This window comes from Nitratireductor sp. ATLC21 (assembly GCF_057196525.1).
This window is the reverse complement of record NZ_JBXUOU010000001.1, coordinates 1,451,564-1,467,774: the sequence shown is the minus strand read 5'-3', so window position 1 is coordinate 1,467,774 and position 16,211 is coordinate 1,451,564. Positions and strand designations below refer to the sequence as shown.

Genomic DNA, 16,211 nt, shown 5'->3' with positions numbered 1-16,211 from the left:
TTGACTGCAAGGAGAATCATCGTGTCCTTGAAACAGGATGATAACGCCGCAAACACCCATTCCTGGACCGTGGGCGGCATGGACTGCGCAAGCTGCGCTGGCAAAATCCGGACAGCGCTTGAGCGCCTTCCGGGCGTAAGCGACGTCAAGGTTTCGGTCATGTCCGAGACGCTGGCGCTTGCCCTTGATGAGGGCAAGACCGGACGGGAAACAATTGAACGCACGGTCGAAAAGCTGGGCTACAAGGTTTCCGCACGTCAAAAGTCTCGGACGGATGCTGGTGGAGATGCCAGCGTGGACGCATGTTGTAGTGGTAAGGAGGGGCAGCCTCATCCGGCTTCTGGGTCATCGGAACCTGGGCATGGTAGCGCCGGTCATGTGCATAGCGCGGATGAGGGCAATAAAAGCTGGTATCGCACCGGGAAAGGGCATCTGGTTATTCTGACCAGTCTTTTGCTGGCCGCTGCCTGGGGCGCTGAATTCCTTCTGCCGGGCGACCTGGGCATGTGGGCTTTCGTGGCCGCCTGCCTGATCGGTGTCGCGCCGGTCGCGCAACGCGCTTTCGCGGCCCTGCGCGCCGGCATGCCTTTCACGATTGAAATGCTGATGACGGTGGCGGCTGCGGGTGCGCTGTTTATCGGCGCGGCCGAGGAAGCTGCGCTGGTGGTTTTCCTGTTCGCTGTCGGTGAATTGCTGGAGGGCGTGGCTGCAAACCGCGCCCGCGCCGGCATCAGGGCCTTGGGAGACCTTGTCCCTAAAACAGCTCTGATCGAAGAGAATGGCGCGACCCGAAAGGTGCAGGCATCAGAGCTCGTTATTGGGCAGATCGTGGTCGTGCGACCGGGTGACAGGATTCCCGCCGACGGCGAGATCGTTGATGGGACTGCAGGCATCGACGAAGCGCCCGTGACGGGAGAATCTGTCCCGAAATCGAAGGGGGAAGGGGAGGAGGTGTTTGCCGGATCAATCGTTACCGACGCGGTGATCAGGGTTCGCGTAACACGCGCGCCGGAAGACAACACCATAGCCCGCATTATCCGGCTGGTTGAGGAAGCTCAGGAGGCGCGTGCGCCCACCGAGCGCTTCATTGATCGGTTCAGCCGCTACTACATGCCCGCGATCGTGGCCCTGGCTGTTCTGGTAGCGGTGGTGCCGCCATTGGCAGTGGCTGCTCCCTGGGATGTATGGATCTATCGGGCGCTGGCTTTGCTTTTGATCGGCTGTCCATGTGCACTGGTGATTTCGGTGCCTGCTTCTATTGCATCCTCCCTTTCGGCTGGTGCTCGTCGCGGTCTTCTCTTGAAAGGTGGGGCGGTTTTGGAGGCTGCTGCACGGGTCGATCTGGTGGCGCTCGACAAGACAGGCACGCTGACGGTGGGGCGGCCTGCGGTAACGGATATATGGTCGCCTGACAGCGAAGAACGTCGCCTTCTGTCTCTGGCAGCCAGTGTCGAGGCGGGGTCCAATCACCCCCTCGCGGAGGCCATTTTGAGATTTTCTGAGAATCTTGGGGTCTCGTTTGAGCCGGCAAGCGATGCTCGGGTCATTCCGGGTCGCGGGGTGGAAGCGCGTATAGAGGGGCAGACTGTGTTTGTGGGGTCGCCGCGGCATGCGGAGGAGCAAGGGGCCATGACACCCGAAGCCAGCCAGCGCATCGAAGCATTGGAAGCTCAGGGCAAGACGGTTGCTGCGGTGTTTCAGGCCAATGAGCTTTGCGGGCTGATCGCCTTGCGTGACGAACCTCGTGAAGATGCCGCTGGGGCGATGCGAGAACTGGCGCAAATAGGCGTGCGGTCTGTAATGCTTACTGGAGACAATGCCCGCACGGCCGAAGCTATAGCCGGAAGCCTGAATATGGAGTTTCGTGCCGAGCTCCTGCCTGACGACAAGGTTTTTGCCATTCGCGAGCTGACTGCAGATCACACGGTGATGATGATTGGCGACGGGATCAATGATGCGCCCGCACTCGCCACAGCCGATGTCGGGGTGGCGATGGGATCGGGCACTGATGTCGCTCTGGAGTCGGCGGATGGGGCTCTTCTGCGAAACCGTGTGAGCGATGTGGGAGGGATGTTGCGGCTGGCGCGGGCGACGATGACCAATATCCGTCAGAACATCGCCATCGCCCTCGGCTTGAAGGCTGTGTTCCTGGTGACAACTGTGCTTGGCATCACTGGATTGTGGATCGCTATCCTCGCCGACACGGGCGCTACCGTGCTCGTGACGCTCAACGCTTTGCGGCTTCTCGGCTTTCGCGCTGAGCGTTGAATCCAACAGCGGATCGGAGTGTCTCCCGACTTGCGCGCGCCGGCCTTTTGGCCGGCGTTTTCATACGTGGTTGTATACGTATATATCGGGCATTTCAGGCGTCTGCGCAGGATGCGATGTCTCTGGTCTCTTTGGGGTTATGTTCTACTATCCTGTTGTAAAATAATAATTATTTTTCTTTCTATAATTTTCCGTAGTGCCGGTGGTAGAAAGATATCCACATAAACCACTATAGGTTGTATATGTAATCGGAATACGCTATCGTTTAGCCAATCTGGTGATTGGAGGGCGTTGCGGATTCTGGGGGAAAGAGTGTTTCAGCGGACAAGTGTTTAGCGCTGCGAAGATCTCCGTCTGAGGTCATGAAGACCCTGGATCTGGTGGATTGGCGAGGTATTGGCAGAGGTTTTTCTGCCGGTGTCAGGCGTTTCCCGCGGGGCGGCGGAACTGCATTGCGCAGATGAGATGCGTGATGCGGACGGACGGATTGTGCCGTCTTTCAACAGTGTTGCGTGCCGCATTCGCGGCGGCGTCCTTCGGGTCAGATTTCCACTCTTATCAAGCGAGGCGTAGAGCATATGGGCATGCACAAACAGGATGGACTTTCATTCGCAACCTTGCGAGCCGCGGAAGCGGTTATCGACACGCGCAGCCTGACCGGCGCGGCGCAGAAGCTGGGCATCAGCCAGCCAGCGGTCAGTATGCATCTGGGGCGCCTGGAGCGGGCAATAGGAACACCTCTTATCAAGAAGCTCGGCAATCGCATTGTCGTGAAAGAAGAAATATCGGGCCTCATTCGGCAGATGCTCGATCTCGAACGCCGGCTTCGTACGGTCGGTTACGAGAAGAATGTCTCCAAACTCAAAGTGGGGATCTGCACCTATACAGCCCCGCTGCTTCTGGGTGGTCTCGGGCGACTGGGCAAGATCAAGGAAACCGTGAGCTGGCGTATTTCCGATTCCAGGCGTCTGGAGGAAATGTACGATCTGGGGCAGGTGGATGCCGCATTCCGCGCGCTCTACCCCAATGAACTGGGCCCCGATCTGGTCTGCGACTACTCCATGCGTTGGATGGGCGCGCGTGAACTGAGCGACCAGGTCAAGCGCAACTCCGCCGCGATCCCTGTGGTACTTGCAAATCCACAATCTCCTTTGGGCATTATGGCGCGTGACTGGCTTCGCCAGCGCAACGTACCCTATGAGGTGATCGGCGAGGTGGATGATCTCACAAGTGCCATGAAGCTTGTGGTCGGCGGTGTTGCCGTGTCTCCGTTGCCGGGTTTTGTCTTCGAAGGAAACTCCTCATCGCTGGAGGATTGCGCAGAGATCATCCCTGGTGGACTCGATATTCGCTACGGTATGTTCTTCGATGACAAGCGTTTCAATCTGCGGCTGGCGATGGATATTTTCGAGCTTCTGCAGGGAGAGCTTCACCGGCTCACACCGCCACCCTCCGCGTATCAGGGGCACAGTCTGGCCCGTCAATAAATTCCCACCCATGCCTGACGCCGCGCAGCCTCCTGCGCGGCGTGGTTATGCCTAGAAACTGTCGTCAAAATTTCACCCAGCCGCCGCTTTGCCGTCAGGTTCGGCGCGCAAGATTCCAAACCATGAGCAGATCGATTCACAACGCCCGCCCGGACGCACAAACCGATGCGCAAATTGAGGCTCTCCTGTCACCACAGGACGAGATATCCATTGTCGATTCTCTCTTCGCAATGTCGAAGGCGCACACGCTGCCTGGATCACGCGATGTGCTTGAACGTGTTCTCGCAGCCCGGCTGGAGGCGCGACTTGCGCGCCGCATGCGCCAGACAATCGAGCAGTCTCCCGATCAATCTGACAGAGCATCAAGGAGTGCGGCATGACACGCCATAGTCTCCCCGGGCAAGAGTTGACCGCCCGCGACGACAACGCACTACTGCAAAGCGAGAAAGTCTTCGATCTCGCGCGCGCCCGCCCGCAGATGGGGCAGGATTGTCTGTTCCATCTCGACGCAGGTGAACCGGGCCGACTGGGTGGAAACGTTGAGCGCAGCCGCAATGCGTCCCGTCTTGTCGCGAACCGGCACCGCAATCGACCGCAGACCGAGTTCCAGTTCCTGGTCGACAATGGCGTAGCCGCACGCGCCGGCCATTTTCACGGCTTCGGCGAGTGCGGTCCGGTCCGTCAACGTTCGCTCGGTCTTGGAGCTGATCGACGCCTGCGCGAGAAAACGGGTGAGTTCGGCCGTGTCCAGGTCTGACAGAAGGACCCGGCCCATCGAGGTGCAATAGGCCGGCAGGCGTGTGCCGACATTGAGCGCCACCGAAACGATGCGTCGTCCGGCCACCCTGGCGACGTACACCACCTCTTCGCCTTCCAGAACCGCTGCTGAGCAGGATTCGCCAAGCGTTTCAGAAATCCGCCGCATGATGGGCTCTGCATAGCGCCAGAGCGCAGCCCCACCCATCCATGTGCGTGCCAGGCCAAGCAGTCTGGCGGACAGCAAGAACTGTCGGTTCTCCTGACGGGCGTAACCGCTCGCCACCAGCGTGAGCAACAGGCGCCGGGCGCCCGCGCGCGTCAGCCCTGCTTCCGTCGCCACTTCCGTCAGCGTCATGCCATCCGGCGCATTTGCCAGAATTTCCAGAACGCCAAGCCCCTTCTGCAGCGATCCCACGAGATCGCGCGAAGCCTGGGCGTCAGCTGCGGCGGGGGCATTTGACTCAGTTTCAATCTCCATCTAATAAGTATCGCATATAAAACTTATGTTCGCAATACGAACTTTTGAGGAATGCCATGGCGCGTTTTGTTCCGCTGTCGCAGGCGGTCGCGGAGAACCTCGGCAATGGCGACAGTGTCGCTTTCGAGGGGTTCACGCATCTCATCCCCACGGCGGCTGCCCATGAGGCGATCCGCCAGGGTTTTAGAGATCTCACCCTGATCCGGATGACCCCAGATGTGGTCTATGACCAGATGATCGGCATGGGGATGGCCAAAAAGCTGGTCTTCTCTTACGCGGGCAATCCGGGGGTCGGGCTTTTGCGACGCCTGCGTGATGCGGTTGAAAACGGCTTTCCGCACCGGATCGAGATCGAGGAACATTCCCATGCCGCCATGGCCAATGCCTATGAGGCGGGTGCGGCCGGGCTTCCCTGTGCGATTTTCCGGGGTTATCGCGGCGCGGAGCTGGCCCGTGTGAACCCGAACATCAAGTTCATCGAGTGCCCCTTCACCGGCGAGAGCCTGGCCGCCGTCCCGGCGCTCCGGCCCGATGTCACCTTCATCCACGCCCAGAAGGCGGACCGGAAGGGCAATGTTCTGGTCGAGGGTATTGTTGGCATTCAGAAAGAGGCGGTGCTGGCGGCGAAACGCGCTGTCGTTACCGTGGAAGAGGTTGTCGACGATTTCTCCGACCTGCACCCCAACCTCACCATCCTGCCCCACTGGACGGTGACCGATATTGCCGTGGTGCCGGGTGGCGCGCATCCCTCCTACACCCATGGCTATTACGCACGTGACAACGCCGAATATCTGAAATGGGACAAGATCGCCGCAGACCGCGACCTTTTCCGCAACTGGATGCAGAAGAATGTTCTCGATGCGACGCCCGAGGATTTCGCAGGCCGCGTCGAGAAGCTGAGGGACGCATGATGAGCAAGCCCGAATTCACCCCCAATGAAATGATGACGATTGCCGCCTCGCGCGCGCTGAAGAATGACGATGTGTGCTTCGTCGGCATCGGCGCGCCGTCTGCCGCCTGCAACATTGCGCGCCTGACGCATGCGCCAGATATCACACTGATCTACGAATCTGGCACCATCGGCACCGCGCCCGATGTGCTGCCGCTCTCGATTGGCGATGGCGAGCTGTGCGACACCGCGCTGACCACGGTGCCGGTGCCGGAGATGTTCCGCTACTGGCTGCAGGGCGGGCGCATCACCATCGGCTTTCTGGGCGCGGCCCAGATCGACAAATACGGCAACATCAACACCACCGTCATCGGTGACTATGACAGCCCCAAGACGCGGCTTCCCGGCGGCGGTGGCGCTCCGGAAATCGCAACCTCCTCGCAGGAAGTCTACATCACGCTCGCCCAGTCGAAGCGGGGCATGGTGGAGAAGATCGATTTCTACACCTCCTTTGGACATGGCGATGGCGGCGACCACCGCGAGAGACTTGGCATCGACACCAAGGGCCCCACGCTGCTCATCACCGATCTGGCGATCTGGAAGCCCGACCCGGTGACGAAGGAGTTCACTGTCGTGTCGCTGCATCCGGGTGTGACGCGCGATCAGGTGCAGGAAACCTGCGGGTGGAGCGTAGAGTTTGCAGACGGTGTGGAGGAGACGCCGCCGCCCACCGAACTGGAGCTTGCGACACTGCGCGACTTGAAAGCCCGCACCGATGCGGCCCATAAGGGCGCATGATCTTTTTGGCCCGCGTGCGGCGCGGCAACCGGGCGCTGCCCGGTATTGATGGTTAGGAGACCTTACTCATGGCTGAAGCTTTCATCTGCGATTACATCCGCACGCCGATCGGCCGTTTTGGCGGCACGCTTTCCTCCGTTCGCGCCGACGATCTGGCAGCCCTGCCGATCAAGGCGCTGATGGAGCGCAATCCGAAGGTCGACTGGGCGGCGCTGGACGATGTGTTCTATGGCTGTGCCAATCAGGCCGGTGAGGACAACCGCAACGTGGCGCGCATGGCCGTGCTTCTTGCGGGCCTGCCCATCGAGGTGCCGGGTTCCACGGTGAACCGTCTTTGCGGTTCGGGCATGGATGCGATCACCATTGCAGCCCGCGCCATCAAGGCGGGCGAGGCGGAGATCATGATCGCCGGCGGTGTGGAATCCATGAGCCGCGCCCCCTTCGTCATGCCGAAGGCCGAAACGGCGTTTTCCCGCAACGCCGAGATCTACGACACCACGATTGGCTGGCGCTTCGTCAACAAGGTGCTCAAGAAACAGTATGGCATCGATTCCATGCCGGAAACGGGCGAGAACGTGGCGGCGGATTTTTCCATCAGCCGCGCCGATCAGGATGCTTTTGCCGTGCGCAGCCAGGACAAGGCTGTCGCCGCGCAGGAAAACGGGCGTCTCGCCAAGGAAATCATCCCCGTCACCATTCCCCAGCGCAAGGGCGATCCGGTGGTGGTTGACAGGGATGAGCATCCGCGCCCTGGCACCACGGTTGAAAAGCTCGGCAAGCTGCCGACGCCTTTCCGCGAGGGTGGCACAGTGACCGCCGGCAACGCCTCCGGCGTCAACGACGGTGCGGCCGCGCTCATCATCGCTTCGGAGGAAGCGGCGAAGAAATACGGTCTGACGCCGATTGCCCGCATTCTTGGCGGTGCGACGGCTGGCGTTCCGCCGCGTATCATGGGCATCGGCCCGGCACCTGCGACGAAGAAGCTCTGCGCGCGGCTTGGTCTGAAGCCCTCGGATTTCGACGTGATCGAGCTCAACGAGGCGTTCGCCTCGCAGGGCATCGCCGTTTTGCGCGATCTCGGGATTGCAGAAGATGCGCCGCATGTGAACCCGAATGGCGGCGCGATCGCGCTTGGGCATCCGCTCGGCATGTCGGGCGCGCGCATTTCCGGCACGGCAGCACTAGAGCTGCAGGCCACCGGCGGCAAACTGGCACTCGCCACCATGTGCATCGGTGTGGGTCAGGGCATCGCACTGGCGATGGAACGGGTCTAAGCGTCGGCAAATCACAGCCCTCATCCTGAGCCTCTTGAGCTTGCCGAAAGGCAAAGGGCGAGGGCGGCATGACGTGCTCAGGTGGGGACGTTGGCGCGTGCCTTCACCCCGCCCTTCGACAAGCTCAGGATGAGGTGAAGGCAGGGGGATGTGGGGCGCTTGTCTTGTCTTGCCCCGCCTTGGGTTGCCTCGCTTGGGTTGCGTTGCAGCGCTTTGTGATGCCGTGGGACGCTTGTTTGTCTCTCCCAGATCATCAGCGCTTCCGCATTGTCTTGGTTTTTGAAGCGCTCAGAGCATCGTCTCGCGCGGCGACTTCGTCAACACAGCCCTCATCCTGAGCTCGTCGAAGGGCGAGGGCGGCATGACGCGCGCAGGAGGTGATGTTGTGCGTGCCTTCACCTCGCCCTTCGACAAGCTAAGGATGAGGTGAAGGCAGGGAGGTGTGGGCGCGTCTAAGCGGTCGGTCGGAGCAGACCAGCCCAGCCATCCCCGTCAGTTCAGCGGAATGTCGTTCTCCGCCTTGCTGTCCTGATAGCGCTTGGAAAGGGCGGCATAGGCTGCGGCGAGCGTTGCCATCCGAGCTTTCACCGCTTCCGCATCAGCCGCTGGCAGTGCGGTAGCCAGAGCGGGCAGGGCGTAGCTTTTCCAGAAGGCGTTTTCGGCGTTGTAGCCGCCGGGCTCCAGCGTGAAGACCTCTTTCAAAATCTTCAGATCGTGCGGGATCGCGAAGGCGTCGCGCGAATCTTCATGGGTGAACAGATAGTAGAAATTGTCGAAGCCGGTCCAGGTGATCGCCGAAAGACACAGCGAGCAGGGCTCGTGCGTGGACAGGAAAATGCAGTCCTTCGTGTCGGGGCGCGCACCCTTCGGCAGTTCGTAGAACCGCTTCAGCGTATGCACCTCGCCGTGCCAGAGCGGGTTTTCCAGCTCATTGTTGGTCTCGGCAAGCACCAGCGAAAGATCGCTTTTCTTCAGGATGGCCGCGCCGAAGAGCTTGTTGCCATGGGCAACGCCTTCTGCGGTTTTCGGCAGGATGTCCTGTTCGATCACGTCGAGCAGCCGGTTGATGAGATGAATGTCGGGAGCGGTCATGGGAGGGATGGCACCGTGATTTCATAGGGGGCGGGGAAGTGGAACTCTTCCAGATTGTTTCCGTCGCCACCCCGGTCGACCACGACGAAATCCTGAGGCTCGCCGATGGGCGTCAAAACGCCATGCCAGGTGCCGCGCGCATAGTTCACGCCCTGTCGGGGATGCGTGATAAAGGCGCGGGGTTCGCCGGGTTTTCCGCCCTCATCCGGGCACACAATCACTAGAAAGGGAGCTGGCGAAAGCGGCATGAAGGCCTGGCTTCCAAGCGGGTGCCGTTCGACCATCGAAAGCTTGAGCGGCAGCGCATAGGGTGTGCCGCGAAAGATGTTGATGAGCACGCGGGCGTTTTCGCCCGCCGTTTCGACCGTCGCCAGATCGTGAAAGCGGCGGCACTTGCCGGCATTGATGAGGAAGCTCTCCGCGCCTTCGGTCTCGATCACGTCGCCGAAGGGCGCGAAGGTTGCACCTGTAAGCTTTTCAGCTTCGATCCGTTTCATCGCGCGAAGCTGCCACCCAGCCGGGCGTGCCGGTTGACATCCTTGTAGAGCAGGTAGCGGAAATTGCCCGGCCCACCCGCATAGCAGGCCTGTGGGCAGAAGGCGCGCAACCACATGAAGTCGCCGGCTTCCACTTCCACCCAGTCCTGGTTGAGCCGGTAGACGGCCTTGCCTTCCAGCACATAGAGACCGTGTTCCATGACATGCGTTTCGGCGAATGGGATCACCGCGCCGGGCTCTAGCGTGACGATAGTTACATGCATGTCGTGGCGCAGATCAGCCGGGTCGACAAAGCGCGTCGTTGCCCATTTGCCATCCGTTCCCGGCATGGGAGAGGGCGCGATATCGGCCTCGTTCAGGAAGAGCGGATCAGGCGTGTCGAGGCCGTTGACGGGCTCATAGGCCTTGCGGATCCAGTGGAACCGCGCCGGTGCATTTCCCCGGTTGTGCGCGGTCCAGCCGCTCGATGGCGGCAGATAGGCGTAGCCGCCGGGCGTCATATTGTGCGTCTCGCCGGCGATCTCGACGGTCAGCTCGCCCTCGACGATGAAGAGCACGCCTTCCGCAGTCTCATCGAGTTCGGCCCGGTCGCTGCCGCCGCCGGGCTGAACCTCCATGATGTATTGCGAAAAGGTTTCTGCAAAACCGGAAAGCGGCCGCGCGATGATCCAGCAGCGGGTTTTTTCCCAGAACGGCAAAAGGCTGGTAACGATGTCCTGCATGACGCCCTTTGGCATCAGCGCATAGGCATCTGTCAGAACCGCGCGACCGGTCAGGAGCTGGGTCTGTGGCGGATGCCCGCCATGCGGGGCGTAATAGGTGCGGGCGCTCATCTTCTTTGTCCTGAACTCATGCGGGAAGGATGTCGTTGAGCCGCAGCCGGGCGATCCGCTCCACCTGCCGGCAGGCGGTGGCGAATTCCTCGTCGCGGCTGTTCTCTAACCGGGTTTCGAAGGCCTTCAGAATGCTGTCCTTGGTGTTGTCCTTGACGGCGATGATGAAGGGAAACCCGAATTTCTGCGTATAGGCGGTATTGAGTTCGGTGAAGCGGGCGCGCTCGCTGTCGGTCAGCGCATCGAGCCCTGCCGAAGCCTGCTCCCTGCTCGATTCCTTGGTCAGCCTTTTGGCTGCCGCCAGCTTGCCGGCAAGGTCCGGGTGGGCTTTGAGAACGCTGAGGCGCTCGTCTTCGCTGGCGGAGCGGAAAACGCGTGCCAAAGCATTGCTAAGGCCGCCAGCCGTGTCATGTGCGGGGCCCAGCTCCAGCTTTGCCGCGCGCTCGGCGATCCAGGGCGAATGCTCGTAGATGCTGCCGAACCGCTCGATAAATTCCGGTTCGCTCATGCGGCTCGGGCGCAGGGCCGGCGCTTCATAAGGGTGCTTCTCGCGCCAGTGCCGGGCGATCTCGCCACGCGTTGCCAGCCACACATGATCATGGCTCTTCACATAGTCGATGAAGCGCTGGAGGGCCGCGGCGCGTCCCGGTCTGCCTGCGAGCCGGCAATGAAGGCCGATGCTCATCATGCCCGGTCGTCCTGCTTCCCCCTCGGCGTAAAGCGTGTCGAAAGCGTCTTTCAGATAGCTGAAGAACTGATCGCCGGAGTTGAAGCCCTGTGCGGTGGCAAAGCGCATGTCGTTGGCGTCGAGCGTATAGGGAATGACCAGCTGCGGCTGCGTGCTGTGCCCATGGCCGTCATGGTCGATCCAGTAGGGCAGATCGTCGTCATAGGTGTCCGAGATCCAGTCGAACCCGCCTTCCTCAATGGCCAGTTTCACCGAATTGACCGAGGTGCGGCCGAGATAGAGGCCGCGCGGGCGCTCGCCCACCACTTCGGTGTGCAGCCGGATGGCCTCCAGAAGGTCGGCGCGCTCGCTTTCCTCCGTGTGTGCGCGGTAGTCGATCCATTTCAGGCCATGCGAGGCGATCTCCCAGCCGGCGTCCTGCATGGCGGCAAGCTGGTCGGGGCTGCGGGCAAGTGCTGTGGCAACACCGAAAACGGTGACGGGCACGCCGGCTGCCGTGAGCATGCGGTGGAGCCGCCAGAAGCCGGCGCGCGCGCCGTACTCATAGATCGATTCCATGTTCCAGTGACGCATGCCGGGCCATGGGGCCGCGCCCACCACTTCGGAAAGAAAGGCTTCCGAGGCCTCGTCGCCATGCAGGATGCAGTTTTCGCCGCCTTCCTCGTAATTGACGACGAACTGCACCGCGACTTTTGCGCCGCCGGGCCAGTCGGCGTTCGGTGGTGTCTGGCCATAGCCGATCATGTTTCTCAGGTAGCGGGTCATGCAATCTGTCCGAAATTCGCCATTGGCAAGGATAATAGATGGAATGTGGGAGGTACTTTCCTGAAAAATTTGAAAGAGTTTTGTTGTTCTTCCTTAGCGCGTCCTCTTATGCTCGCAATCAATTTGCCCCACAATCAAGTGGTAGACGCGCAGTGGCTTGAGTGAATTCAAAGGGAGGCCGCATGAGCAATGCGGGTAAGGGTCGTCTGACGACCCATGTGCTGGACACGGCCAGCGGAGAGCCGGCTGCAGGGCTGGAGATCGCGCTCTATCGTCTGGAGGGCGAGACGCGGGTTCATGTGAAAACCGTCAGAACAAATAGCGATGGTCGCTGCGATGCGCCGTTGCTCGAAGGTGAGGCGTTTCGCACCGGTTTTTACGAACTGGTGTTTGAGGCCGGTTCCTATCTGCGGGCCCACGGTGCCGATCTGCCGGCCCCGGCCTTTCTCGATCAGGTGCCGATCCGCTTCGGCATGGCCGAGCAGGCGCATTACCACGTGCCATTGCTTCTCTCGCCCTATGGCTACTCCACCTACAGGGGAAGCTGATGAAAGCGCGTTCTGAAATCCGCTTTCTGTTGAACGGCGCGCCTGTCTCCCTAACCGATGTGCGGCCGGACGAAACGCTCCTCGATTATCTGCGCCTGCGCCAGCGTCTGACAGGCACCAAGGAAGGCTGCGCGGAAGGCGATTGCGGCGCCTGCACAGTTCTTGTCGGGCGGTTGCGCAAAGGCGAGATCGTCTACGAGGGCGTCAATGCCTGCATTCGCTTCCTCGGTTCGCTCGATGCCTGCCATGTGGTGACGGTGGAGCATCTGAAACGTGCCGATGGCAGTCTGCACCCGGTTCAGCAGGCGCTTGTGGATCATCACGGTTCGCAATGCGGCTTCTGCACACCGGGCTTTGTCATGTCGCTTTATGCGCTCTGGATGCGAGCACCGCAGCCCACCGAGCGCGCTGTCGAAAAGGCGCTGCAGGGCAATCTCTGCCGCTGCACCGGCTACGAGCCCATCGTGCGCGCGGCGCTCGCCGCCTCCACCTATGGCAATGCGGCGTCGGATCCGCTGGCGACGGAGCGCGCTGCGGTGATCGCTGCGTTGGAAGGTATGAAGGATGGCGCGCGGGTGGAGATCGGCTCGGGCCGCGAGCGCCTGCTTATCCCGGCCGACGTCGATGATTTCGCCGCGATCCTCGAAAACGAGCCAAAGGCCACCATCGTTGCCGGTGCCACGGATGTAGGCCTCTGGGTCACGAAGTTCATGCGCGAGATTGCGCCGGTGGTGTTCATTGGCGGGCTCGATGAATTGCGCGAAATCCGCGAAGACAATGGCACGATCCATATTGGCGCCGGCGTCAGCTATTCCGATGCGTTCGCGCTTTTGGCAAAGCGCATTCCTCCACTTGGCACGCTGATCGACCGTATCGGTGGCGAGCAGGTGCGCAACATGGGAACGATCGGTGGCAACATCGCCAACGGCTCGCCAATCGGCGACACGCCTCCGCCACTGATCGCGCTTGGCGCAACGCTCACGTTGCGAAGGGGCAAGGCCCGCCGCACGATTCCACTGGAAGATTTCTTCATCGACTATGGCAAGCAGGACCGTGCGCCCGGCGAGTTCGTCGAGGCGGTGCATGTGCCGGTGCCCGATGCGGCCTCCCGTTTCGCGGTCTGGAAGATTTCCAAGCGCCGTGACGAAGACATCACCGCCGTTCTCGGCGCGTTTGATCTGCGGATCGCCGATGGCCGGGTCGATGCCGCGCGCATCGCCTATGGCGGCATGGCGGCGACACCAAAACGCGCCAAAGCCGTTGAGGCAGCGCTTGTTGGAAAGCCGTGGACTGAGGAAACTGTCGAGGCAGCACTTTCGGCCTATGAGGAAGATTTCCAGCCGATCAGCGACATGCGTGCCTCCGCCGGCTATCGCATGATGGCCGCGAAAAACCTGCTCCGCCGCTTTTACCTTGAAAGCACCGGCGGCTCGGCAAACCTCTCCAGATATGAGGCGGCCTGATCATGACACGGCACGAAACGCTTGATCTGGACAAGGCAAGGATCGCTGGGGGCGTCGCCAGCGACCAGAAGCACGATTCCGCGCACAAGCATGTCAGTGGCGAGGCGGTCTATATCGACGACATGGCGGAACCGGCGGGCACGCTGCATGCCTGTCTCGGCCTTGCCGAAGTGGCGCATGGCACGATCACGAGCATGGACCTCTCGAAAGTGCGTGCCGCGCCCGGTGTTGTCGCCGTTCTGACGGCAGACGATATTCCCGGCGAAAACGACATCAGCCCCACCGGCCTGCATGACGAGCCGATCCTTGCCGGAGAGCGTGTTCAGTTCTTCGGCCAACCGGTCTTTGCCGTCATTGCCGAAACGCGCGATGCGGCGCGGCGCGCCTGCCGTCTGGCGAAGATCGTGTATGCGGAAGAACCGGCACTGATCGACATTGCCAATGCGGGCGCCGATGCGCGGCTTGTCACCGCACCGCTGAAACTTGAGCGCGGCGACAGTGCCGCGGCCATCGCCGCCGCCCCGCGTTCCATCAAGGGCCAGATGCGCGTCGGCGGGCAGGATCATTTCTATCTGGAGGGCCAGATCGCCTTCGCCATGCCCGGGGAGGATGGCGATGTGACCGTGTTTTCCTCCACCCAGCACCCGAGTGAGGTGCAGCACATGGTGGCGCATGCGCTGGGCGTTTCCTCCCACGCCGTCACCATCGAGGTGCGGCGCATGGGTGGCGGGTTCGGCGGCAAGGAAACGCAGGCCAATCTGTTTGCGGTGATTTCGGCCATCGCGGCCAAAAAGCTCAACCGCCCCGTCAAGCTGCGTCCCGACCGCGACGACGACATGACGGCGACCGGCAAGCGCCACGATTTCCTGATCGACTACGAGGTCGGCTTTGATGACGAGGGTGCCATTCTCGGCGTCGATTTCACCTATGCCGCGCGCTGCGGCTATGCGGCCGATCTCTCCGGTCCGGTGACCGACCGGGCGCTCTTTCACTGCGACAACACGTATTTCTATCCCGCCGCGCGTGCCATCTCACGCCCGCTCTACACCAACACCGTGTCCAACACCGCGTTTCGCGGTTTCGGTGGGCCGCAGGGCATGGTCGGCGCAGAGCGCATCATCGATGAGGTGGCCTTTGCGCTTGGCAAAGACCCGCTCGAAATCCGCAAGAAAAACCTCTACGGCACCGACGACCGCAACGTCACACCCTACCACCAGACGGTGGAGGACAATGTTGCCGAACGGGTCATCGCGGAACTGGAGGCAAGTGCCGATTATGCCGCGCGTCGGCGTGAAATCTTGGCCTTCAACGCGAAAAGCCCGGTCATCAAGCGCGGGCTGGCGCTGACGCCGGTCAAGTTCGGCATCTCCTTCACGGCCACCCATTTCAATCAGGCCGGCGCGCTGGTGCATGTCTATACGGATGGTTCCGTGCATCTGAACCACGGCGGCACCGAGATGGGGCAGGGGCTCTACACCAAGGTGGCGCAGGTGGTGGCCGAGGAATTCCAGATCGACATTGATCAGGTGAAAATCACCGCCACGACCACCGGCAAGGTGCCCAACACCTCCGCCACGGCGGCCTCCTCCGGTTCCGATCTGAACGGCATGGCCGCGCAGGATGCGGCGCGGCAGATTAAGACCCGGCTGATCGACTTCGCGTCCGAAGCCCATGACGTGCCGAAGGATCAGGTCGTGTTCCTGCCGGGCCGCGTGCGTATCGGAAACCGCGAAATCCCCTTTGCCGACCTCATCCGCGAGGCCTATATGGCCCGCATCCAGCTTTCGGCCGCCGGTTTCTACAAAACGCCTAAGATCCACTGGGATCGCGACAAGGGCGAGGGGCGGCCGTTCTATTACTTCGCCTATGGCGCAGCCTGTGCCGAAGTCTCCGTCGACACGCTGACCGGCGAATACATGGTCGAGCGCGTCGATATCCTGCATGAGACAGGCCGCTCGCTGAACCGCGCCATCGATATTGGGCAGATCGAAGGCGGTTTCATTCAGGGCATGGGCTGGCTGACGACCGAAGAACTGGTCTGGGACGGCAAGGGGCGGCTTCGGACCCATGCGCCTTCCACCTACAAGATCCCGCTCGCGTCCGATCGCCCAAAGGTGTTCAACGTGGCGCTTGCCGACTGGGCGGAAAACGCCGAACCGACGGTCCATCGCTCCAAGGCCGTGGGCGAGCCGCCCTTCATGCTCGCCATGTGCGTGCTTCACGCGCTGTCCGATGCGGTGGCGAGCGTGGCCGATCACAAGGTCTGCCCGCGTCTCGATGCGCCGGCCACGCCCGAGCGTGTGCTGATGGCGGTGGAGCGGGTGAGGGCGGAAGGCGCGCGCTAGGGCCAGGACCTACTGATATGGCCGCAC

The 16,211-nt window shown here is 61.5% G+C and carries 14 protein-coding genes; 9 read left to right on the top strand and 5 right to left on the bottom strand.

Translation table 11 applies throughout. The features are described from left to right. The first annotated feature begins 21 nt into the window (after nucleotides 1-21). The 3 genes from AC2CHD_RS07170 to AC2CHD_RS07160 all read left to right on the top strand — a co-directional run bounded on the left by AC2CHD_RS07170 (nucleotide 22) and on the right by AC2CHD_RS07160 (nucleotide 4,135). On the top strand, nucleotides 22-2,268 hold the full coding sequence (locus tag AC2CHD_RS07170; protein ID WP_484553081.1) for a heavy metal translocating P-type ATPase: 2,247 nt from the start codon (nucleotides 22-24) through the stop codon (nucleotides 2,266-2,268). A gap of 578 nt (nucleotides 2,269-2,846) precedes the next feature. Continuing rightward, complete coding sequence (locus AC2CHD_RS07165) at nucleotides 2,847-3,755, top strand: LysR family transcriptional regulator (RefSeq protein WP_484553080.1); 909 nt, start codon at nucleotides 2,847-2,849, stop codon at nucleotides 3,753-3,755. Nucleotides 3,756-3,877: 122 nt separating this feature from the next. Continuing rightward, on the top strand, nucleotides 3,878-4,135 hold the full coding sequence (locus AC2CHD_RS07160; protein WP_229448331.1) for a hypothetical protein: 258 nt from the start codon (nucleotides 3,878-3,880) through the stop codon (nucleotides 4,133-4,135). A 50-nt stretch (nucleotides 4,136-4,185) separates the two neighbouring features. Here AC2CHD_RS07160 and AC2CHD_RS07155 read toward each other — a convergent pair whose 3' ends face one another. Beyond that, nucleotides 4,186-4,992, bottom strand: coding sequence for an IclR family transcriptional regulator domain-containing protein (locus tag AC2CHD_RS07155; RefSeq protein WP_484553079.1), 807 nt, complete (start codon nucleotides 4,990-4,992; stop codon nucleotides 4,186-4,188). 56 nt (nucleotides 4,993-5,048) lie between these two features. On the opposite strand from AC2CHD_RS07155, the gene AC2CHD_RS07150 reads away from it, so the two are divergent. From AC2CHD_RS07150 to pcaF, 3 genes are all read left to right on the top strand, one after another. After that, the gene (locus tag AC2CHD_RS07150) at nucleotides 5,049-5,903 is read left to right on the top strand and encodes a CoA transferase subunit A (RefSeq protein ID WP_484553078.1); all 855 of its coding nucleotides are present in this window, start codon (nucleotides 5,049-5,051) and stop codon (nucleotides 5,901-5,903) included. Beyond that, the gene (locus tag AC2CHD_RS07145; RefSeq protein WP_484553238.1) at nucleotides 5,903-6,679 is read left to right on the top strand and encodes a CoA-transferase subunit beta; all 777 of its coding nucleotides are present in this window, start codon (nucleotides 5,903-5,905) and stop codon (nucleotides 6,677-6,679) included. Before AC2CHD_RS07150 ends, AC2CHD_RS07145 begins: the two co-directional genes overlap by 1 nt. 68 nt (nucleotides 6,680-6,747) lie before the next feature. Then, nucleotides 6,748-7,953: a 3-oxoadipyl-CoA thiolase gene (gene pcaF, locus AC2CHD_RS07140; protein WP_484553077.1), complete on the top strand. Its 1,206-nt coding sequence runs from the start codon at nucleotides 6,748-6,750 to the stop codon at nucleotides 7,951-7,953. A gap of 492 nt (nucleotides 7,954-8,445) precedes the next feature. Here the strand turns inward: pcaF and AC2CHD_RS07135 are convergent, their stop codons facing one another. The 4 genes from AC2CHD_RS07135 to puuE are packed head-to-tail and all read right to left on the bottom strand — an operon-like array spanning nucleotide 8,446 to nucleotide 11,828. Then, complete coding sequence (locus tag AC2CHD_RS07135; RefSeq protein WP_484553076.1) at nucleotides 8,446-9,045, bottom strand: nucleoside deaminase; 600 nt, start codon at nucleotides 9,043-9,045, stop codon at nucleotides 8,446-8,448. Further along, nucleotides 9,042-9,542 (bottom strand): ureidoglycolate lyase, encoded by a 501-nt coding sequence (locus AC2CHD_RS07130; protein ID WP_484553075.1) that lies wholly within the window; start codon nucleotides 9,540-9,542, stop codon nucleotides 9,042-9,044. The genes AC2CHD_RS07135 and AC2CHD_RS07130 overlap by 4 nt, the downstream gene beginning before the upstream one ends. After that, nucleotides 9,539-10,375 carry a bifunctional allantoicase/(S)-ureidoglycine aminohydrolase gene (locus tag AC2CHD_RS07125; RefSeq protein WP_484553074.1) on the bottom strand — a complete coding sequence of 279 codons (837 nt, stop codon included), beginning with the start codon at nucleotides 10,373-10,375 and terminating at the stop codon, nucleotides 9,539-9,541. Before AC2CHD_RS07125 ends, AC2CHD_RS07130 begins: the two co-directional genes overlap by 4 nt. Before the next feature lie 16 nt (nucleotides 10,376-10,391). Continuing rightward, the gene (puuE, locus tag AC2CHD_RS07120; RefSeq protein WP_484553073.1) at nucleotides 10,392-11,828 is read right to left on the bottom strand and encodes an allantoinase PuuE; all 1,437 of its coding nucleotides are present in this window, start codon (nucleotides 11,826-11,828) and stop codon (nucleotides 10,392-10,394) included. Between the two features lie 182 nt (nucleotides 11,829-12,010). Between puuE and uraH the strand changes: the two genes are divergently transcribed. The 3 genes from uraH to xdhB are packed head-to-tail and all read left to right on the top strand — an operon-like array spanning nucleotide 12,011 to nucleotide 16,184. Then, entirely contained in the window at nucleotides 12,011-12,376 is a 366-nt protein-coding gene (uraH, locus tag AC2CHD_RS07115; protein ID WP_484553072.1) for a hydroxyisourate hydrolase, read from the top strand. Further along, nucleotides 12,376-13,839, top strand: a complete 1,464-nt coding sequence (gene xdhA, locus AC2CHD_RS07110) for a xanthine dehydrogenase small subunit (RefSeq protein ID WP_484553071.1) — start codon at nucleotides 12,376-12,378, stop codon at nucleotides 13,837-13,839. Before uraH ends, xdhA begins: the two co-directional genes overlap by 1 nt. A gap of 2 nt (nucleotides 13,840-13,841) precedes the next feature. Beyond that, a complete protein-coding gene (gene xdhB / locus AC2CHD_RS07105) occupies nucleotides 13,842-16,184 on the top strand; it encodes a xanthine dehydrogenase molybdopterin binding subunit (protein ID WP_484553070.1) in 2,343 nt (780 codons plus the stop codon). Nucleotides 16,185-16,211 lie beyond the last annotated feature (27 nt).